Here is a 20,309-nt window from a genome sequence, read left to right as displayed (position 1 = left end):
ACCGGCCAGGTCGGGGCCCGCGCCGACGGCAGGTCGGTGTCGGTCCTGACCAGCACAATGGCCCGGTGGTGCTGCACCGATTCTCCGAGCCGACCCGGGCGTGGTTCTCGGGTGCCTTCGCCGCCCCCACCGCGGCACAGGAGGGCGCGTGGGACGCGGTGTCCGGGGACGAGCACGCACTGGTCGTGGCACCCACCGGCTCGGGCAAGACCCTCGCGGCGTTCCTCTGGGCGGTGGACTCGCTGCTCACCGGGCCCGCGTCCGAGGACCCCGTGCAGCGGTGCCGCGTCGTGTACGTCTCGCCGCTGAAGGCGCTGGCCACCGACGTCGAGCGGAACCTGCGCTCACCGCTGGTCGGCATCCGTCAGGCCGCAGCACGCCTGGGCATGCAGCTGCCTGACGTACGGGTCGGCATCCGCACCGGCGACACCCCGCCCGCCGAGCGGCGGGCGTTCGCGACCGCCCCACCCGACATCCTCATCACCACGCCCGAGTCGCTGTACCTGGTGCTCACCTCCGGGGCACGGGCCGGCCTGGCCGGCGTGCGTACCGTCATCGTCGACGAGATCCACGCGGTGGCCGGCACCAAACGAGGCGCGCACCTGGCGTTGTCCCTGGAACGGCTCGACGCCCTGCTCGACCGTGCGGGCGGGCCAGGACCCGCGCAGCGCATCGGCCTGTCGGCCACGGTGCGCCCGCCGGAGGCCGTCGCAGCGTTCCTCGGCGGGGCCCGCACCCTCGAGGACGGCGGGCGGACGGTCCGGGTCGTGCAGCCACCGTCCACCAAGCGCATCGAGGTCGACGTCGTCGTGCCCGTGCCGGACCTGTCGGACGTCGCCGCCGCGGGGTTGCCGGGCGCAGTCGGTGGCACGGTGGGCACGGTGGGCACGGCCAGCGGGGACGTCGACCTGTCCGGTCCGGCCGCGGCGCCGCTGGCCCGACCCTCCGTGTGGCCGCACGTCGAGGAACGCGTGGTCGACCTGGTGGCCGAGCACCGTTCGACGCTGGTGTTCACCAACTCCCGCCGCGGCGCCGAACGGCTCACCGCGCGGATGAACGAGGTGTGGACACAGCGTCACGGCCTGGACCTGCCGGACACGGGTGCCACCCAACCGGCGGCCGTGCCAGGCCAGTCCGGCACCGGTGCCGGCGTCGACACGCGCGACGCCACCACGATCCTGGCCCGCGCGCACCACGGGTCGATGAGTCGGGCCGAGCGCACCCGCACCGAGTCGGAGCTGAAGTCCGGGCTCCTGCCCGCCGTGGTGGCCACCAGCTCGCTCGAGCTGGGCATCGACATGGGCGCGGTCGACCTCGTCGTGCAGGTGGGCGCACCCCCGTCCGTGGCCAGCGGCCTGCAGCGGGTCGGTCGCGCCGGGCACCAGGTGGGCGCGGTCTCGCACGGCGTGGTGTTCCCGACGTTCCGTGGCGAGCTCGTGCCGGCCGCGGTGACCGCCCGGCGCATGCGCGAGGGTCAGCTCGAGCCGTTGGCCGTCCCCGCCAACCCCCTCGACGTGCTCGCCCAGCAGGTTGTCGCGATGACCGCCGTCGAGGACTGGTCAGTGCCGGACCTGGCCGCCGTGGTGCGTCGGGCCTCACCGTTCGCCACGCTGGGCGACGCGACACTGCACGCGGTCCTCGACATGCTGGCCGGTCGCTACCCGAGCGAGGAGTTCGCCGAGCTGCGGCCGCGCATCGTGTGGGACCGGGTCAGCGACACGCTGTCCGGGCGGCCCGGTGCGTTGCGGCTCGCCGTCACGAGCGGCGGCACGATCCCGGACCGCGGGCTGTACGGCGTCTTCCTCGCCGGGGCTCCCGGCGCGTCCACCCCGGCCGGGCCCGACGACGTCCCGGTCGACACCGAACGCTCGGGCGGCCGGGCACGGGGCGGCAAGCGCGTCGGGGAACTCGACGAGGAGATGGTGTATGAGTCGCGGGTCGGCGACACGTTCACCCTCGGCTCGAGCACCTGGCGGATCGAGGACATCACGCCCGACCGTGTCCTGGTCACGCCCGCACCGGGCCTGCCGGGCCGTCTGCCGTTCTGGAAGGGCGACTCCCCTGGCCGGCCCGCCGAGCTGGGCCGCGCGATGGGCGCCTGGGTGCGGGAGGTCACCTCGCTCGACGCCGACGCCGCCCGACGCGAGGTCGCCGCCGCGGGCCTGGACACGTGGGCGAGCGACAACCTGCTGACCTACCTCGCCGAGCAGCACGAGGCGACCGGGGCCCTGCCGACCGACCGGCTGCTCGTGCTCGAGCGGTTCCGCGACGAGCTCGGCGACTGGCGCATCGTGCTGCACTCACCGTTCGGCGCCCGTGTGCACGCCCCGTGGGCCGTCGTCATCGGCGCCCGGCTGCGGGCCCGGTTCGGCGTGGACGTGTCCACGATGCACGCCGACGACGGCATCGTCGTCCGCCTGCCCGACGTGCTCGACGCAGACGCCGCCGCGCTGGAGGGCACGGACGCCTGGTGGTCCGGCGACGGGCCGTCGGTCGGCCTGGACGACCTGCTCATCGACCCCGACGAGGTCGCCGAGGCGGTACGCACCGAGCTGTCCGGCTCGGCCTTGTTCGGTGCCCGGTTCCGGGAGGCCGCCGGGCGTGCGCTGCTGCTGCCCCGGCGGCGGCCCGACAAGCGCCAGCCCCTGTGGCAGCAGCGCCAGCGCGCCGCACAGCTGCTGTCGGTGGCGGCGCAGTACCCGGACTTCCCGATCCTGCTCGAGGCGGTGCGCGAGTGCCTGCAGGACGACTTCGACATCGACGCCCTCACCGGGCTCATGCGTGACGTGGTGGCCCGACGGGTGCGCCTCGTCGAGGTCACCACCCCCCACCCGTCCCCGTTCGCGCAGTCGCTGCTGTTCGGCTACACGGCGCAGTTCCTGTACGACGGCGACGCACCGCTGGCCGAGCGGCGGGCCGCGGCCCTCGCACTGGACCCGACCCTGCTGGCCGAGCTGCTCGGTCAGGGGGGCGAGTCGCAGCTGGCCGACCTGCTCGACCCGGAGGCGGTGGTCCGCACCGAGGCCGAGCTGACCGGCACGGCGCCGGACCGGCAGGCCGGCACCCTCGAGCAGCTGGCCGACGTGCTGCGCAGGCACGGGCCGCTGACCCTCGCCGAGACCCGTGCGAGGGTCCGTCCCGACGTGCACGACCAGGTCGAGCCGTGGCTGGTCGCCCTCGAGGAGTCCCGGCGAGCCCTGCGGGTCCGCCTGGCCGGGGTCGCGGCCGAGCGCACCGAGCAGTGGGCGGTCGTCGAGGATGCCGGGCGGCTGCGCGACGCCCTCGGTGTCGCCCTGCCCGTCGGCGTCCCCGAGGTGTTCACCACGGTGCTGCCCGACCCGCTCGGCGACCTGGTGCGCCGGTACGCACGCACGCACGGGCCGTTCACCGTGCCCGACGTGGCCGCCCGCCTCGGGTTGCCCGTCGCCGTGGTGGGCGAGGTGCTGACCCGGCTCGAGGGCACCGGCGTGCTCGTCCAGGGTCGCCTGCGACCCGAGGTGCTGGGCGGGACCGGTGACGACTTCTGCGACGGCGAGGTGCTGCGGACCCTGCGACGCCGGTCGCTGGCGGCGCTGCGCGCCCAGGTCGAACCGGTCGACCCGCAGGCGCTCGGGGTGTTCCTGCCCCGCTGGCAGGGCGTCCGGGCGACGTCCGGGGTGGCGACCGGCCGGGGCGCCTCGGGACTGCGCGGTGTCGACGGCGTGGCCCGGGTGGTCGAGCAGCTCGCCGGCGCGGTGATCCCTGCCTCGGCCTGGGAGACGCACGTGCTACCCGCCCGCGTGGCCGACTACCGCCCGGCCATGCTCGACGAGCTGACCGCCGCCGGCGAGGTGCTCTGGGCCGGGCACGGCGCACTGGCCGGGCACGACGGACTGCTGTCGCTGCACCCCGCGGCCGTGGCCGACCTGACGTTGACGCCCGTGCCGGACAACGCACCGCAGGACCCGGTGCACCTCGCGGTGGTCGACGCGCTCGCCGGCGGTGGCGCGTACTTCCTGGGCGCGCTCGTGGAGCGGGTGGGCGCCGCGTCCGAGGAGCCCGTCACGCCCGGGCAGGTCGTCGACGCCCTGTGGGACCTGGTGTGGGCCGGGCAGGTGACGAACGACGGTCTGGCGCCCCTGCGCGCCTGGCTGGGCTCGGGCACGACCGCCCACCGCACACGCGCCACGGCCCCGCGCGGACGCCCCGTGCGCCCGCGGCTCGGGCTGCGTGCGGCGGTCCGTCTCGGGACCGCAGGGCTGTCGCCGGGGTCGGCCACGTTGACGAGCGACGGGGGCGGGGCGGCCGGCGGGCGGTGGTCGCTGCTGCCCGCACGGGAGAGCGACCCGACGTTGCGCGCGCACGCCCTGGCCGCCCAGCTGCTCGACCGGCACGGCGTGCTCACGCGGGCCGTCGCCCCGGCTGAGGGCATCGGTGCGCAGTTCGGTGGCGTCTACCGCGTGCTGGCGGCGCTGGAGCAGGCAGGGCAGGTCCGACGGGGGTACTTCGTCGAACGCCTCGGCGGCTCGCAGTTCGCCCTCCCCGGCGCGGTCGACCAACTGCGCGCGGACGCCGACGTGCTGGAGAGGGGGCACGGCGAGGACCTGAGCTCGCGCCCTGGTACGTCCGACCCGTTCACCGTGGTGCTCGCCGCGACGGACCCCGCCAACCCCTACGGCGCTGCTGTCGCCTGGCCCGACCTGCCACCCGGACGTGAGGACCCGGCCACCGGTCGGCACCGCCCCGGGCGCAAGGCCGGTGGCCTGGTCGTGCTGGTCGACGGTGCTCTCGTGCTCTACCTGGAGCGCGGCGGCAGGACGGTGCTGTCGTTCTCCGACGACGACCGCACGCTCGCGGAGGCCGCGCGCGCTCTGGCCGGGACCCTGCGCGCGCGGACGGCAGGACGGGTCACGATCGCCCGTGCCGACGGCGTGGAGGTCCTCGCCGGTGGCGCCCTGCACGGACCGCTCGGGCAGGCCCTGGTGGCGGCCGGCTTCGCACCGACACCCCGCGGGCTGCGGCTACGGGGCGAGGCGTGAGCCCGATGCCCAGCGGGGGCGAACGTGCCCGAGGGTGACATCCTGCGGCGCACCGCCACGCGCTTGGATGCCGCCCTGGCGGGGCGTGCGCTGCTGCGCGCCGACCTGCGCTGGCCGTCGGCCGCCACGGTCGACCTGCGCGGACCGCTCGTGCTGGGCACGGTCGCCTACGGCAAGCACCTGCTCACCCGGTTCTCCGACGGTCGCACGCTGCACACGCACCTGCGGATGGACGGCTCCTGGCGCCTGGCGCGCACCGGCTCCACGGACGCCACCGCCCGCTCGCCCCAGGTGCGGGCCGTGCTGGCCAACGAGAGCTGGACGGCGATCGGCCACCTGCTGGGCATGCTCGACGTCGTCGCCACGCGTGACGAGAGGCAGCTGATCGGTCACCTGGGTCCCGATGTGCTCGCCGACGACTTCGTGCCGGGTGCCGGGCTCGACGAGGCGCTGCGCCGCTGGGCCGCGCGGGGAGCCACCCCTGTCGGTGAGGTGCTGCTCGACCAGACCGTCGTGGCCGGCATCGGCACGATCTACACGGCCGAGTCGCTGTTCGCCGAGCGGATCTGGCCCTGGGAGCCGGCCGACTGCGTCGCGGCGCCGGCGCACCTGCTGCAGGTGGCCCGCTCACTCATGCAGCGTGCCGTGGTGACGGGGTACCCGCCGGGGCATGTGCACGGTCGCCTTCGCCGTCCGTGCCCGCGGTGCGGGACCCCGATCGCCGTCGGTCAGGCGCGGCAGCCGCCGATGCAGCGCCCGGTGTTCTACTGCCCGCGCTGCCAGGGCGCACCCTGAGGCATACGGAAGGGGTCGGGCCGCCCTGTGGCCGCCCGACCCCTTCCGGTCGTCCGTCGTGCTCTCAGCCCACCGAGGCGAGCTCCGCACGTGCTCGCGCCCACCCGCCGTCGGCTGCACTGCCCACCGACGCGGCCAGCTCGGCCGGCACCGTGTCGGGGATCAGCAGACCCTCGGCGACGGCGATGCGGTCACTGACCTCACGCAGCACCAACGACATCGGAAGGTCCAGCGCCTCGCAGATGCTGTGCAGCAGCTCCGACGACGCCTCCTTCTGCCCCCGCTCGACCTCGCTCAGGTACCCGAGCGAGACACGTGCGGCCGAGGACACCTCGCGCAGGGTCCGGCCCTGGCGCTGACGTGCATCCCGCAGCACGTCGCCGATCTCCCGTCGCAACACGACCATCCGGGCTCCCCCCTTCGCGTCTCGTTCCTGGTGCGGCACCGTCGGCGCACCCGCGGCCTGCGGGCCCGACACCGTGCCACCTCGTTGTCCCTTGTGGGGAAGAACCCCACCGTACCGTGAGCCGCCAGGGTGCGCCGTGAGGCGTCGCGCAGCGGGTCGAGTGGTCGTCACGCCTGTCCCAACGTGGTGCACCCCACGGGTGTTCCCGCCGCGGCAAGGATCATCCACCGCGCGCGGGCACCTGCCCGGTACACCGTGATGCACCGCACCGTCAGCGCAGCATCTCGAGAGCGAGGCCGAGCACCGCCTCGACGGCACCGCGCCGCACCGCGGCCCTGTCGCCGACCAGGTGGAGCGAGCGCACGCGGGTGCCCAGCGGGGTGCGCACCGCGACGTGCACCGTGCCTGCCGCTGCCCCGTCCTGCGGGTCGGGCCCGGCCACGCCCGTCGTGGCCAGGCCCACGTCCGCACCGGTCCGTGCGCACACACCCTCGGCCATGCCGACGGCGACCTGCGGGTCGACGGCACCGCGCTGTGCCAGCAGGTGCGCGTCCACGCCGAGCAGGGAGGTCTTCAGATCGGTGGCGTAGGCCACGACCGCCCCGCGTACCGAGCGGGAGGCACCCGGGACGTCCACGAGCGTCGCCGCGACCAGCCCGCCGGTCAGCGACTCGGCTGCGGCGACCGTCCAGCCTCGCGCCTCGAGGGCCGCCAGGACGTCGCGGGCCCCGCCTGCGGAGGCACGGCCACCCGGATCGGTCGAGACCGTCACCGGGCGGGCCCCCGGCTCACACCGTGCCGGCGGACGGGCGGCGTGCCTCGCGCCGGATGCGCAGCGCGTCACGCACGTAGTCCGCACCGGTGACCATGGTCACCACGAGCGCCGCCACCATCGCCACCCACGCCACCCAGGTGACGACGTCCGGCAGATGGTCCAGCGGGAGGAGGAACAGGCCGATCGCCACGGCCTGCAGCACGGTCTTGAGCTTGCCGCCGCGCGAGGCGGGCAGCACCAGGTAGCGCAGCAGGAAGAACCGCATGATCGTGATGCCGAGCTCACGGACCAGGATGAGGATCGTCACCCACCACGGCAGCTCGCCGAGCACCGACAGCAGCACCAGGGCCGTACCGATCAGCAGCTTGTCGGCGATCGGGTCGAGCAGCTTGCCCAGGTCGGTGACCAGGCCGCTGCGCCGCGCGAGCCACCCGTCGAGCCGGTCGGTCGAGGCCGCCAGCACGAACAGGGCCGTGGCCACCAGCCGCCAGGTCGGAGAGTCTCCGCCGTCGACGACGAGCGCGAGCGCGAAGAACGGCACCATCGCGATCCTGAGCACCGTCACCACGTTCGCGGCGTTCCACACCGAAGGCGCATCGACCACGCGCACAGCCTAGACGTGCCCGGGGACCCCCCGGGGACGATCCACCGCCGGAGGGGTCCGTCGCCGGGCACGCTCAGCGCAGCGAGTCCCCTGGCTGGGCGCCGCCGTACAGCCAACCCTGCCCGTACCGCCACCCGCTGCGATGCAGGTACTCGGCCTGCCCGTCGTGCTCGATGCCCTCGGCGATCGTCACCATCGACAGCTCGCGTGCCAGCGCACCCAGCGCGCGGGCGACCTTGCCGGCGGTCGGGTCGTCGGGGATGCCGGAGGTGAACGACATGTCGAGCTTGACCCCGGCGACCGGCAGGTCACGCAGGTAGGACAGCGGCGAGACACCGGTACCGAAGTCGTCGAGCAGGATCGGTACGCCCGCGGCCGACAGCTGGGTCAGCTCGTGCCGGATCCGGGTGCCCGAGGCCACCAGCGAGGACTCGGTCAGCTCGACGACCAGCCGCCCGGGAGCCACCCGGTGCCGCGAGATCTCGGACAGCAAGGTCGTGGCGAACTCGCCGTCGCCGAGCTGGTCGGCGGAGACGTTGACGGAGCACCACCGGGTCTGGTCGGCCGTCCGGGCCAGGAACTGCACGACCTGCGTGGCCACCAGCTGCCCCAACGGCACGGCCAGGCCGGCCTCCTGCACGTGCGGCAGGAACGCGCCCGGCAGCAGCAGGCCGCGCACCGGGTGCTCCCACCGGACGAGGGCCTCGTACCCGACGACGCGCCCGTCGGCGAGGTCGACGATCGGCTGGTAGTGGGCCACCAGCCGGCGCTCCTCGAACGCGTCGATCAGCTCGTGGGCGAGCCCGCCCGTCGGGACGTCCATCGAGGCGTCGTAGACCTCCGTGCGGGCGCGCCCGGCGGCCTTGGCCCTGTACATGGCGGCGTCCGCGGCAGCGAGCAGGGCCGGTGCACCCCCGTCGATGGTCTCGGGGTCGGCCAGGGCGATGCCGACGCTCGCGCAGACAGTCAGGCGACGTCGGCCCACCCGGACCGGTTCCCGCAGCGCCGCGTGCACCGCCGCCGCGACCTCGAACACCGCCTTGGGTCCGTCGACGTCCTGCACCACCACCACGAACTCGTCACCGCCGAGCCGGGCCACGGTCCCGCGACGCGCGGTCGCTGCACGCAGCACCCCCGCCACGTGCACGAGCAGCTCGTCCCCGGTGGCGTGGCCGTACCGGTCGTTGATGTCCTTGAACCCGTCGAGGTCGCACGCCAGCACGGCCACCCGTTCGACGACACCAGGCTGCTCGAGCACCGACTGGAGGACCTCCTGCAGCAGGGTGCGGTTGGCCAGGCCCGTGAGCGGGTCGTGCATCGCGCGGTGGGTGAGCAGCTCGGCCTGCAGCCGCGACTCGGTCGAGTCCCGCACCTGGACGACGAAGTGGTCGGGGCGGCCGTCGGCGGTACGCACGAGTGCCGCGTCGAGGGCGACCCACACCAGGTGACCGTCGGCGCGCACGTACCGCTTCTCGAGTGAGAACCGGTGCAGCTCACCGTCCAGCAGGCGCTGGACCTCCCGCAGCTCGACGTCCCGGTCCTCGGCCTGCGACAGCTCGGGCATGGGGTAGCCGCGCAGCGCGTCGACGCTCGTGCCGAGCAGCTCGGCCAGCGCCGCGTTGGCCTCGACGATGCGCCACTGCGGGTCCACGAGCGCCATGCCGATCGGCGCGTTCTCCATGGCGACCCGGAACTGGGTCTCGCTGCGGTTCAGGGCTGCCTCGACCTCGCGCCGACCGGTCACGTCGACCAGGGTCGTCAGGACCGCTGCGGCGTCGCCGTCACCGGCGGGCACCAGCTGCGTGGCGACCTGCACCATGCGCGCCTGCGTGACCGCCGTGCCCGGCCGCACGACGCCGACCAGCTCGGAGTCCACCGAGTACCCGGCGCGCGCGGTCCCCGTGCGGTGACCCAGCACGGCGGCGGGGTTCATCGCCAGGCCCTGCTCGTTGACGAGCACCACGGGAAGGTCGGTGATGGCCTGGCCGACGGCGGAGGCCGGTTCCAGACCCAGGATCGCCGCGGCGCGGCCCGACATGTCGAGCACCCGGCCCGCGAGCGACTGCACGAGCACGCCCTCGCGCGTGACGGCCTGGAGCGCGTCGTACCGGTGCCGCAGCTCACGTGAGTGCGCAAGGGCCTCCTGGGCGCTGCGTCGGTGCGCACGTTCCCTGGCCAGGAGCACCAGGACCGCGATCAGTGCCAGCACCGCCACGGCGGCGATCGCGGTGGCCAGCGAGCCGAGGGGGTCCACCGTGATGTCCGCCCACCCCTGCTGCACGGCGCCGGACCACACCCGTGGGCTCACCGCCGCCCGCCGGACCGCGGCCCGGCGTCGTCGCCCTCGTCGTCGTCGAAGTAGTCGGTCGCGACCGGCGGGTCCCCGGGCATCGCACCGTCGGTGATCGCGTACCGGTCCTCGGCCGGTTCGCCGCGCAGCAGCGCCAGCGTGCCGGCCAGGTCGTCGGGCTGCACGAGCACCTCGCGGGCCTTGGAACCCTCGGACGGACCGACGATCTCGCGCGACTCGAGCAGGTCCATGAGCCGCCCGGCCTTGGCGAAGCCCACGCGCAGCTTGCGCTGCAGCATGGACGTGGACCCGAACTGCGTGGTGACCACCAGCTCGGCGGCCTGCAGCAGCAGGTCGAGGTCGTCGCCGATGTCGTCGTCCACCTGCTTCTTCACCGCGGCGACGGCGACGTCCTCGCGGTAGGTGGGCTTGAGCTGGGTCTTGACGTGCTCGACGACGGCGTGGATCTCGGACTCCGAGACCCAGGCGCCCTGCGTGCGCATCGGCTTGGCGGCACCCATGGGCAGGAACAGCGCGTCGCCCTGCCCGATGAGCTTCTCGGCGCCCGGCTGGTCGAGCACGACGCGCGAGTCGGTCAACGAGGAGGTCGCGAACGCCAGCCGCGAGGGCACGTTCGCCTTGATCAGGCCGGTGACGACGTCGACCGACGGGCGCTGCGTGGCCAGCACCAGGTGGATGCCGGCCGCACGAGCCAGCTGCGTGATGCGCTGGATCGAGGCCTCGACGTCACGCGGTGCGACCATCATGAGGTCGGCGAGCTCGTCGACGATGACCAGCAGGTACGGGTACGTGGCGATCTTGCGCTCGGACCCGGGCAGCGGCTTGACCTTGCCGGCCCGCACCGCGGTGTTGAAGTCGTCGATGTGCTTGAACCCGAACATGGCCAGGTCGTCGTACCGGGCCTCCATCTCGCGCACCACCCACTCGAGGGCCTCGGCGGCCTTCTTCGGGTTGGTGATGATCGGGGTGATCAGGTGCGGGATGCCCTCGTAGAGCGTGAGCTCCACGCGCTTGGGGTCGACGAGGATCATCCGGACCTCGTCGGGCGTCGAGCGCATGAGGATCGACACGATCATCGAGTTCACGAAGCTCGACTTGCCCGCGCCGGTGGCGCCGGCCACCAGCAGGTGCGGCATCTTGGCCAGGTTCGCCGTGACGTACCCGCCCTCGACGTCCTTGCCGACACCGATGACCATCGGGTGCTCGCTGCGGCGTGCCGCGCTCGAGCGCAGCACGTCACCCAGGGCGACCGTCTCACGGTCGGTGTTGGGGATCTCGATGCCGATCGCCGACTTGCCGGGGATCGGCGACAGGATGCGCACGTCCGCCGAGGCGACCGCGTAGGCGATGTTCTTGCTCAGCTGGGTGACACGTTCGACCTTGACCGCCGGACCGAGCTCGACCTCGTAGCGGGTGACCGTCGGGCCGCGGGTGAAGCCGGTGACCTGCGCGTCGATCTCGAACTGGTCGAGCACGGTGGTGAGGGCCTCGACGACCCGGTCGTTCGCCGCAGAGCGGACCTTGTGCGGCGCACCCTTGACCAGCACCTCCTCGGAGGGCAGGGAGTAGAGCACGTCGCCCTCGAGCATCGGCTGCTCGCCGCGCGGCACACCGGTGGTGACCGGCGGCGCGAGCGTACGTGTCGGTGTCGCGTCCTGGCCCTTCACGACCGCCGTCGGCGCCGTGACGGCTGCGGGGCCGACCTCGTCGACCGTCTCGGTGGGGTCGTCGGCGTGCTCGTCGTGCGCGACCTGCGCGGCGCGCAGGAACGCCTCGTCACCCACGTACTCCTCGAGCGTGGTGTCGACGACGTCCTCGCCGACCCCTTCCTTGGCCTTGCGACCCAGTCCCCGCCGCTTGCGTCGCGGAGCCTGCTCGATCTCGGGCAGGGCCGAGTGCCCGGCATGGATGACCAGCGGCGCGTCGTCGTCCTCCGCCACCGGCTCCTCGCGGTGGTTCCCGGTGAGCCGGTCGTAGACCTCGCGCAGCCGCGGCCCGATCTGGTGCACCGGGGTGGCGGTCACGACGAGCACACCGAAGAACGCCAGCAGGACCAGCAGCGGCACGGCCACGACGGCCGTCAGCAGGCTCTCCAGCGGCGTGCCGACCAGGTACCCGACCACACCGCCGGCGGCCCGCACCGGTTCGAACCCGTCGCTGGGCGAGGGCAGACCCCGGCTGAGGTGCACCAGGGCGCACACCGCCAGCGTGATCGCGGACAGCCCGATCGAGATGCGCGAGTTGGCCTGCACCCGGTCGGGGTGCCGCATCAGCCGGATCGCGAGCGCCAGCAGCACCACGGGCACGGCCACGCCCACGCGGCCGAACGTGCCGGCCACGATGTTGTGCACGACGTCCCCGGCGGTCCCGGACAGACCCCACCACTCCCTGGCGGCGATGACGATGGCCAGCGCCAGCAGCGTGAAGGCCGCACCGTCGCGACGGTGCGCCGGGTCGAGGTCCCTGGCGCCGTGCCCCATGCGCCGCGCGGTCCCGCCGATCAGGTGGGCACCGCCCATCCACAGTCCGCGCACCATGCGCACCGGCAGCGCCCGGCGCGGCGGCTCGGGCGGCTTGCGGGCGGCCCCTCGCGACGACGCACCCCGGGCAGCCCCACCCGTGCCGCGCGTGCCGGCACCTGCTGAGGTGCGCGTACGGCTGGCTGGGGAGGACGTGCGGGTGGCCATGGTCCTCACGGTAGCCCGACCGGTCCCCCGGACCGCCGACGCCGGGCCTGCGTGTCTGCGACCGGGTGAGGTGCACCCGACCGGTGAGGTCAGGCCTCCACGACCACCGGGATGATCATCGGACGACGCCGCAGCCGGTTGGAGACCCAGCGCCCCACGACACGGCGCATCACCTGCTGCAGCTGGTGCGTGTCGGCGGTGCCGGAACGAGCGGCTTCCTCGAGCGCGGCGGTGAGCTCGGGGAGGATGTCCTCGAACACCTCGTCCTGCTCGGCGAACCCGCGCGCGTGGATCTGCGGACCGGCCAGGACCTTGCCGTCCGCGGAGCTGACGACCGCGAAGATCGACACGAATCCTTCGTCGCCGAGGATGCGCCTGTCCTTGAGCTCGGCCTCGGTGATCCCGCCGACGCTCGACCCGTCCACGTACACGTAACCGCAGGGCACCGCACCGACCACACTGGCTCGACCGTCGACCAGGTCGATGACCACGCCGTCCTCCGCGAGCACGACCCGGTCGGCGGGCACGCCCGTCTGCACCGCCAGGGCGCCGGCCGCCACCAGGTGCCGCACCTCGCCGTGGATCGGCATGACGTTGCGGGGGCGCAGGATGTTGAAGCAGTACAGCAGCTCACCGGCACTGGCGTGCCCGGACACGTGCACCTTGGCGTTGCCCGAGTGCACGACGCGCGCACCGAGCCGGGTGAGTCCGTTGATCACGCGGTAGACGGCGTTCTCGTTGCCGGGGATCAGCGAGGACGCCAGGATCACCGTGTCGCCGGGGCCGACCGAGATCTTGTGGTCGTTGTTGGCGATGCGCGACAGCGCGGCCATGGGTTCGCCCTGCGACCCGGTGCACATGAGCACGATCTCGTCGTCGGGCAGGTCGTCGATCTTCTTCGCGTCGACGAGCACGCCGTCCGGCACCTTGAGGTAACCCAGCTCGGAGGCGATGGCCATGTTGCGCACCATCGAGCGTCCGACCAGGGCGACCTTGCGGTCGTGCGCGGCGGCCGCGTCGAGCACCTGCTGCACGCGGTGCACGTGCGAGGCGAACGAGGCCACGACGATGCGCTTGCTCGACTCGGCGAACACCGAGTCGAGCACCGGTCCGATGCCCCGCTCGGGGGCCACGAACCCCGGCACCTCGGCGTTGGTGGAGTCGACCATGAACAGGTCGACACCCTTCTCGCCCAGGCGCGCGAAGGCCCGCAGGTCGGTGATGCGGCCGTCGAGCGGCAGCTGGTCCATCTTGAAGTCGCCGGTGTGCAGCACGGTGCCCGCACCGGTGGTCACCGCCACCGCGAGCGCGTCGGGGATCGAGTGGTTCACCGCGACGAACTCGCACGAGAACGGCCCGAGCTGTTCCGTCTCCCCCTCGGCGACGGCCAGGGTCAGGGGCGTGATCCGGTGCTCCTTGAGCTTGGCCTCGACGAACGCCAGGGTCAGCTGGGAGCCGATCACGGGGATGTCGTCGCGCAGCCGCAGCAGGTACGGCACGGCGCCGATGTGGTCCTCGTGACCGTGCGTGAGGACGATCGCCTCGATGTCGTCCAGGCGCTCATGGATGTAGTCGAAGTCGGGCAGGATCAGGTCGACCCCGGGCTGGTGGTCCTCGGGGAACAGCACGCCGCAGTCGATGACGAGCAGGCGGCCGCCGTACTCCAGGACGGCCATGTTGCGACCGACCTCCCCGAGCCCGCCGAGCGCCACGACACGCAGTGCTCCTTCGGGCAGCGGGGGTGGCAGCGTCAGCTCGGGATGCGGGTGGCTCACTCAGGCCTCCAATGACGAGGGTGGTGCTGTCAGCGGGGTGCGACGTCGAGCAGCCCGGCGGCACGCAGGCCCTGACGGATCTCCTCGAGCTCGTCGCCGGTGGCAGGGACCAGGGGCAGGCGCGTCGTGCGTCCCGGGACGAGGCCGAGCGCCTGGCACGCGGCCTTCGCAGCGACGGCCTGGAACCCTGCGCCGTTGACCGCGTCGATCGCGGGCAGGATCGTGCGGAACGTCGCCAGGGCGGCGACGTGGTCCCCGGAGTCCCAGGCAGCGGTCACCGAGGCCAGCTGCGGTCCGGCGACGTGCCCGACCACGGACACGATGCCGACGGCACCCTGGGCGAGCAGCGCCAGGTACGCGCCGTCGTCGCCGGAGTACCAGGCCAGCCCGGTCGAGGCGATCGAGCGGATCGCCCCGGCCAGGTCACCTGAGGCGTCCTTGACCGCGACCACGCGCGGGTGCTCCGCGAGGCGCGCCACGGTGGCGGGCTGGATGCGCACACCGGTGCGCCCCGGCACGTCGTAGAGCATGACCGGCAGGTCGGTCGAGCCGGCGACGGCCTCGATGTGCCGGGCCACACCGTCCTGCGAGGGCCGCGAGTAGTACGGGGCGACCACGAGCAGCCCGTGCGCACCGGCCTCGGCGGCCTGCTCGGCCATCCGTACCGCGTGCGCCGTGTCGTTGGAGCCGGCACCCGCCACGACGTGGGCGCGATCCCCGACGGCCTCGACGACGGCGGCGACGAGCTCGGCCTTCTCGGGGGCGTGCGTCGTGGACGCCTCGCCCGTGGTGCCGTTGAGCACCAGGCCGTCGTGCCCGTGGTCGACGAGGTGCCGGGCCAGGGCCACGGCGGCGTCCAGGTCGACCTCTCCGTCGGCGCTCATCGGGGTGACCATCGCGGTGAGGACCGCGCCGAACGGGCGGACGGTCGACGTGACGTGCGGCATGGGGCTCACGGTACCGCTCGCGCACCCGCGCACCCGGCGGACGTCCGGCCCAGGGAACCCGGTCGCGCGCCGGGCCTCAGGCGGTCCGGCGCCACGTCTCGAACCGGTACCGCAGGCCCCCTGCGCTGGTGTGCCATCCAGACGTCGGGTCGGACGCCGTCAGGGTCCACCGTCGCGGATCGAGCGTGGGGGCCCAGGTGTCGCCGTCCACGGCCACGTCCACCACCGTCTGCTCGACCAGGTCGGCGTACGGCAGCGCCTGCTCGTACACCGCTCCCCCGCCGACTACCCAGGTGGTCCCCGATCCGTGGGCGCCCCCCAGGGCGAACGCCTCCTCGAGGCTGGCGACGACCTGCGCGCCCGCGGCGAGGAACCCCTCGGTGCGGGTCAGCACAAGGTTGCGGCGGTCCGGCAGCGGGCGCATGCGCGGCGGCAGCGACTGCCAGGTCGCCCGACCCATCACGACCGCGCAGCCCTGCGTGAGCCGACGGAACCGTGCCAGGTCCTCCGGCAGCCGCCAGGGCAGCGTGCCGTCCTTGCCGATCACGCCGTCGGCCGTGCACGCCCAGATCAGTGCGATGCCCACGTGTGCCGACCCCGCCCGCTCAGACCGCGACCGGGGCCTTGATGGCCGGGTGGTGCCGGTAGTCGAGCACCTCGATGTCCTCGTAGGTGTAGTCCAGGATCGAGGCGGCCTTGCGCAGCCGCAGCCTCGGCGCGGGGAACGGCTCGCGGCCCAGCTGCTCGTGCACCTGCTCGACGTGGTTGTCGTAGATGTGGCAGTCGCCGCCCGTCCAGATGAAGTCCCCCACCTCGAGGTCGGCCTGCTGGGCGACCATGTGGGTGAGCAGCGCGTACGAGGCGATGTTGAAGGGCACCCCGAGGAACAGGTCCGCCGACCGCTGGTACAGCTGGCACGACAGGCGACCGTCGGCCACGTAGAACTGGAAGAACGCGTGGCAGGGTGCCAGGGCCATCGCGGGGATGTCGGCCACGTTCCACGCCGAGACGATGTGCCGTCGCGAGTCCGGGTCGCGCCGCAGGTCCTCGACGACCTTCGTGATCTGGTCGACGTGCCCGCCGTCGGGGGTGGGCCACGAGCGCCACTGCACGCCGTACACGGGGCCGAGCTCGCCGTCCGGGTCGGCCCACTCGTCCCAGATGGTCACGCCGTGCTCCTGCAGCCAGCGCACGTTGGACTCACCGCGCAGGAACCACAGCAGCTCGTAGGCGATCGAACGCAGATGCACGCGCTTGGTGGTGACCAGCGGGAACCCGGCGGACAGGTCGAAGCGCATCTGGTGCCCGAACACGCTGCGGGTACCCGTCCCCGTGCGGTCGCCCTTGGGGGTCCCGTGGGCCAGCACGTGGCGCAGGAGGTCCTCGTACGGCGTGTCGATCGGGGCCACCGGCGCGTCGGTCATGCACTCATCGTAGGCATCGGCGGTGCCCGACGGGCTGCGCGACCGGGCCCTGGGGACCCACACTGTGACGATGACCACCGCGCTGCCGCCGACCGTCGCCGCCCACGTGCCCACCGGTGTCCTCGTCGGCGGGGCCTGGCGCCCCGCCCGCAGCGGCCGGACCTTCGAGGTGGCGGACCCCGCGACCACCGAGGTGCTCTTCGACGTGGCCGACGGCGGCGAGCAGGACGCACTGGACGCGTTGACGGCAGCCCATGACGCGTTCCCCGAGTGGCGAGCCACCGCCCCGCGGGTGCGCTCGGAGCTGCTGCGGGCCGTGTTCGAGACCCTGATGGCCCGTGCCGAGGACATCGCCGCGATCGTCACTGCCGAAGGCGGCAAGCCCTTGGCGGAGTCGCGGGCCGAGGTCGCCTACGCCGCCGAGTACGTGCGCTGGTACGCCGAGCAGGCCGTGCGGTTCGACGGGCTGGCCCGTCGGGCACCCGCGGGCACCCACCACCAGCTGGTCCTGCGCCGACCCGTCGGTCCGGCGCTGCTGATCACGCCCTGGAACTTCCCGATCGCGATGATCGCCCGCAAGGTCGCCCCCGCGCTGGCCGCCGGGTGCCCGGTGGTCGTCAAGCCCGCCCAGCTCACCCCGCTGACCACGGCCTACGTCGCCGAGATCATCCGCGAGGAGCTCGCCGCGCGCGACCTGCCGACGGGTGTCATCAACGTGGTGCCCTCCTCGTCGGCGCGCTCGGTCTCGGGTCCGCTGCTGGCCGACCCGCGGCTGCGCAAGCTGTCGTTCACCGGGTCCACCGAGGTGGGCCGCCTGCTGCTCAAGAGTGCCGCCGACGGCATCCTGCGCACCTCCATGGAGCTGGGCGGCAACGCGCCGTTCCTGGTGTTCGAGGACGCCGACCTGGACGCGGCCGTGACCGGTGCGGTGCAGGCGAAGATGCGCAACGCGGGGCAGACCTGCGTGGCCGCCAACCGGTTCCTCGTGCACCACGCCGTGGCCGGGGAGTTCGCGGACCGGCTCACGGCGGCGTTCGAGGAGCTCGTCGTGGGTCACGGCGCCGAGCCGGGGACGACCGTGGGACCGCTCATCGAGCAGGCAGCGGTCACGCACGTGGAGGAGGTCGTCGCCGAGGCGGTCGACGCCGGCGCCGTGGTCCGCACGGGCGGCACCCGACCGGCACGACGCGGCTACTTCTACGCACCCACCGTGATCGAGGGAGTCAGCCCCGACCTGCGGGTCGTCGCCGAGGAGACCTTCGGCCCGGTGGCGCCGATCGTGCCGTTCGGTTCCGAGGAGGAGGCCGTGGCGCTGGCCAACGGCACCGACTTCGGGCTCGTGGCGTACGCGTTCACGCGGGACGTCTCCCGGGCCCTGCGCCTCGCCGAGGAGGTCGAGGCGGGCATGATCGGCATCAACCGCGGCATGGTCTCCGACGCGACGGCACCGTTCGGTGGCGTCAAGCAGTCCGGCCTGGGGCGTGAGGGTGGCGAGCTGGGCATCGAGGAGTACCTGGACCCGGTGTACGTCGCACTCTGACATCCGCGCCGGCCGACCGGACCCGCACCGCCGCGCGGGCTCCGTCGAGCGGCATCTGCGGTGCCGTCGGCCCGCCACGCGCTGTTGATAGCCTCGCCGGGCGCCGTCGCCCCGGGACACGGGCTCGTCCCCGTGAGCTCCCCGGACGGTGACGACCTCGATCCCTGGAGGACCTGTGGCCCTGCTCGACACCCCGGCCGACGTCTCGGTCCGACCTGCCGTGCCCGGCGACGAGCGGGCCATCGCCCGCGTCCAGCTGGCCTCGTGGCGTACCGCCCACGCGCAGGTGCTGGCCGGGGCCCTCGATCAGCTCGACGAGGACGCCATGGCGGCGCAGTGGGCGCAGGCCATCGGCACCCCCCCGGGCCGCGGGTACCGCGTGCTCGTCGCGTGCCAGGGCGCGGGCGTGGTCGGTGTCGCCTCCCTCGCACCGGTCCCGGCACCCGAGGGCGCTCCGCTGGCGGCCCCCGGCGGGGTGATCCTCGCGCTCGAGGTCGACCCCGCCCACCAGCGCGGTGGTCACGGGTCGCGACTGCTGGCCGCCGCGGTCGACCTGCTGCGCCAGGACGGGGCCGACCAGGTGCACACCTGGGTGCTCGACGGCGACGAGGCCCGCGCGGCGTTCCTGTCGGGCGCCGGGCTCGGCCCGGACGTGGTCGTCCGTGAGCTGGCCACCGGCACGGCTCCGGACGGGAGCGACCTCACCGTGCACGAGAGGCGCTGGTACGCCTCGATCTGAGGGGTCCCCCGCCGGCTGGTCTCAGCGGGCGGCGCCCGCCCGGTGCAGCCGGCTCGCGGTCCGCAGCGACTCGCGGGCGCGGCGACGGTCCCCCGCCGCGTCGTAGGCGAACGCCAGGTGGTACCACGACGACCATGCCTCCGGCTCGGCCTCGGCCCGCTCGCGCGCCTCGTCGAACGCCTCCCTGGCCACCGCACGGTCCACCCGCCCACCGGGTGAGCGCGGCAGGTCGTCGACCGGCAGGCTGCCGGCGTCGGCGAGCTCGTCGGCCATGCGCTGCACGTCGATTGCCAGACGCCACTCCTTGGCCACCAGGCCCAGCACCAGCAACGGCAGCACCCAGAAGGCGATTCCCAGCGCGATACCCACCGGCTCTCCCGTGCGCACGAGGGCGGTGGCACGGGACGCGACGACCACCAGGTACAGGGCCAGCAACGCCGTCAGGACGGCGGCGGCGACCACCGACGTGCGACGGGCACCACCCCTGGTGCTCATCGGTGCCCCCCCAGGTCGAGCAGGTGCTCGAGCCCGACGGTCAGGCCCGGGTGCGAGCCGACCTGCCGCACACCGAGCAGCACCCCGGGCATGAAGCTGACCCGGTCGAACGAGTCGTGCCGGATGGTCAGCATCTCGCCCGGGTTGCCGAGCAGCACCTCCTCGTGAGCCACCAGGCCCCGCAGACGCACCGCGTGCACACGCACCCCCTCGACGTCCGCACCGCGGGCGCCGTCCAGCGACTGCGTCGTCGCGTCCGGGCTCGGGCCGATCCCGACGGCCGCCCGGGCCGCCGCGATGCCTGCCGCGGTGTGCCGTGCGGTGCCGGACGGGGCGTCGACCTTGTCGGGGTGGTGCAGCTCGACCACCTCGACGGACTCGAACCACCGGGCGGCCTGCGCGGCGAACACCATGGTCAGCACCGCACCGAGCGCGAAGTTGGGTGCGACGAGCACCCCGACGCCCGGGGCGTGCACCAGGTGGTCACGGACCCGCGCGAGCGCGTCGTCGTCCCAGCCGGTCGTCCCGACCACGACGTGCACCCCGGCGTCGACGAGCGTGTGCACGTTGGCCTCGGTGACCGACGGAACGGTGAAGTCGACAGCCACCTGCGCGCCCGCACGGCTCACCGCGGACAGGTCGCCGTCGGCGTCGACCCGGGCCACGAGCTCGAGGTCCTCGGCTGCCTCGACGGCCTGCACGACGGCCCGGCCCATCCGTCCGGCCGCGCCCAGCACGGCCACCTTCAGTCGTTCGGTCACGGCACGCACCCTAGCCCGTCACCGGCATGCGA

Annotated in this window: 15 protein-coding genes; 4 read left to right on the top strand and 11 right to left on the bottom strand. The window is 73.8% G+C overall.

The annotated features are described in order from the left end of the window. The first annotated feature begins 65 nt into the window (after positions 1–65). Positions 66–5,018, top strand: coding sequence for an ATP-dependent helicase (locus ACTHAM_RS11720; RefSeq protein ID WP_440687601.1), 4,953 nt, complete (start codon positions 66–68; stop codon positions 5,016–5,018). 24 nt (positions 5,019–5,042) lie between these two features. Further along, positions 5,043–5,813, top strand: coding sequence for a DNA-formamidopyrimidine glycosylase family protein (locus tag ACTHAM_RS11715; protein ID WP_440687599.1), 771 nt, complete (start codon positions 5,043–5,045; stop codon positions 5,811–5,813). 64 nt (positions 5,814–5,877) lie between these two features. Here the strand turns inward: ACTHAM_RS11715 and ACTHAM_RS11710 are convergent, their stop codons facing one another. The 9 genes from ACTHAM_RS11710 to ACTHAM_RS11670 form a co-directional block, all read right to left on the bottom strand. Then, positions 5,878–6,219, bottom strand: coding sequence for a helix-turn-helix domain-containing protein (locus tag ACTHAM_RS11710; protein WP_440687597.1), 342 nt, complete (start codon positions 6,217–6,219; stop codon positions 5,878–5,880). A gap of 271 nt (positions 6,220–6,490) precedes the next feature. Beyond that, positions 6,491–6,991, bottom strand: a complete 501-nt coding sequence (locus tag ACTHAM_RS11705) for a CinA family protein (RefSeq protein ID WP_440687595.1) — start codon at positions 6,989–6,991, stop codon at positions 6,491–6,493. A 16-nt stretch (positions 6,992–7,007) separates the two neighbouring features. Further along, positions 7,008–7,598 (bottom strand): CDP-diacylglycerol--glycerol-3-phosphate 3-phosphatidyltransferase, encoded by a 591-nt coding sequence (gene pgsA / locus ACTHAM_RS11700; RefSeq protein WP_440687593.1) that lies wholly within the window; start codon positions 7,596–7,598, stop codon positions 7,008–7,010. A gap of 73 nt (positions 7,599–7,671) precedes the next feature. Further along, positions 7,672–9,906: a putative bifunctional diguanylate cyclase/phosphodiesterase gene (locus tag ACTHAM_RS11695; protein ID WP_440687591.1), complete on the bottom strand. Its 2,235-nt coding sequence runs from the start codon at positions 9,904–9,906 to the stop codon at positions 7,672–7,674. After that, on the bottom strand, positions 9,903–12,596 hold the full coding sequence (locus ACTHAM_RS11690) for a DNA translocase FtsK 4TM domain-containing protein (RefSeq protein ID WP_440687589.1): 2,694 nt from the start codon (positions 12,594–12,596) through the stop codon (positions 9,903–9,905). The genes ACTHAM_RS11695 and ACTHAM_RS11690 overlap by 4 nt, the downstream gene beginning before the upstream one ends. A gap of 89 nt (positions 12,597–12,685) precedes the next feature. After that, positions 12,686–14,371 (bottom strand): ribonuclease J, encoded by a 1,686-nt coding sequence (locus ACTHAM_RS11685; protein WP_440687587.1) that lies wholly within the window; start codon positions 14,369–14,371, stop codon positions 12,686–12,688. A 29-nt stretch (positions 14,372–14,400) separates the two neighbouring features. Further along, on the bottom strand, positions 14,401–15,318 hold the full coding sequence (gene dapA, locus ACTHAM_RS11680; protein WP_440687585.1) for a 4-hydroxy-tetrahydrodipicolinate synthase: 918 nt from the start codon (positions 15,316–15,318) through the stop codon (positions 14,401–14,403). 76 nt (positions 15,319–15,394) lie between these two features. Continuing rightward, positions 15,395–15,904: a dihydrofolate reductase gene (locus ACTHAM_RS11675; RefSeq protein WP_440687583.1), complete on the bottom strand. Its 510-nt coding sequence runs from the start codon at positions 15,902–15,904 to the stop codon at positions 15,395–15,397. A gap of 19 nt (positions 15,905–15,923) precedes the next feature. Beyond that, on the bottom strand, positions 15,924–16,742 hold the full coding sequence (locus tag ACTHAM_RS11670; RefSeq protein ID WP_440687581.1) for a thymidylate synthase: 819 nt from the start codon (positions 16,740–16,742) through the stop codon (positions 15,924–15,926). 70 nt (positions 16,743–16,812) lie between these two features. Between ACTHAM_RS11670 and ACTHAM_RS11665 the strand changes: the two genes are divergently transcribed. Continuing rightward, positions 16,813–18,282 (top strand): NAD-dependent succinate-semialdehyde dehydrogenase, encoded by a 1,470-nt coding sequence (locus ACTHAM_RS11665; RefSeq protein WP_440687579.1) that lies wholly within the window; start codon positions 16,813–16,815, stop codon positions 18,280–18,282. A gap of 175 nt (positions 18,283–18,457) precedes the next feature. Continuing rightward, the gene (locus tag ACTHAM_RS11660) at positions 18,458–19,021 is read left to right on the top strand and encodes an N-acetyltransferase family protein (protein WP_440687577.1); all 564 of its coding nucleotides are present in this window, start codon (positions 18,458–18,460) and stop codon (positions 19,019–19,021) included. 21 nt (positions 19,022–19,042) lie between these two features. On the opposite strand, the gene ACTHAM_RS11655 is transcribed toward ACTHAM_RS11660, so the two are convergent. Beyond that, positions 19,043–19,516: a hypothetical protein gene (locus tag ACTHAM_RS11655; protein ID WP_440687575.1), complete on the bottom strand. Its 474-nt coding sequence runs from the start codon at positions 19,514–19,516 to the stop codon at positions 19,043–19,045. Then, positions 19,513–20,277 carry a 4-hydroxy-tetrahydrodipicolinate reductase gene (gene dapB / locus ACTHAM_RS11650; protein WP_440687573.1) on the bottom strand — a complete coding sequence of 255 codons (765 nt, stop codon included), beginning with the start codon at positions 20,275–20,277 and terminating at the stop codon, positions 19,513–19,515. The genes ACTHAM_RS11655 and dapB overlap by 4 nt, the downstream gene beginning before the upstream one ends. Positions 20,278–20,309 lie beyond the last annotated feature (32 nt).

Origin of the sequence: Cellulomonas soli (assembly GCF_052036975.1) — a bacterium.
GTDB lineage: Bacteria > Actinomycetota > Actinomycetes > Actinomycetales > Cellulomonadaceae > Cellulomonas > Cellulomonas soli_A.
This window is presented reverse-complemented; position numbering and strand designations above follow the sequence as displayed.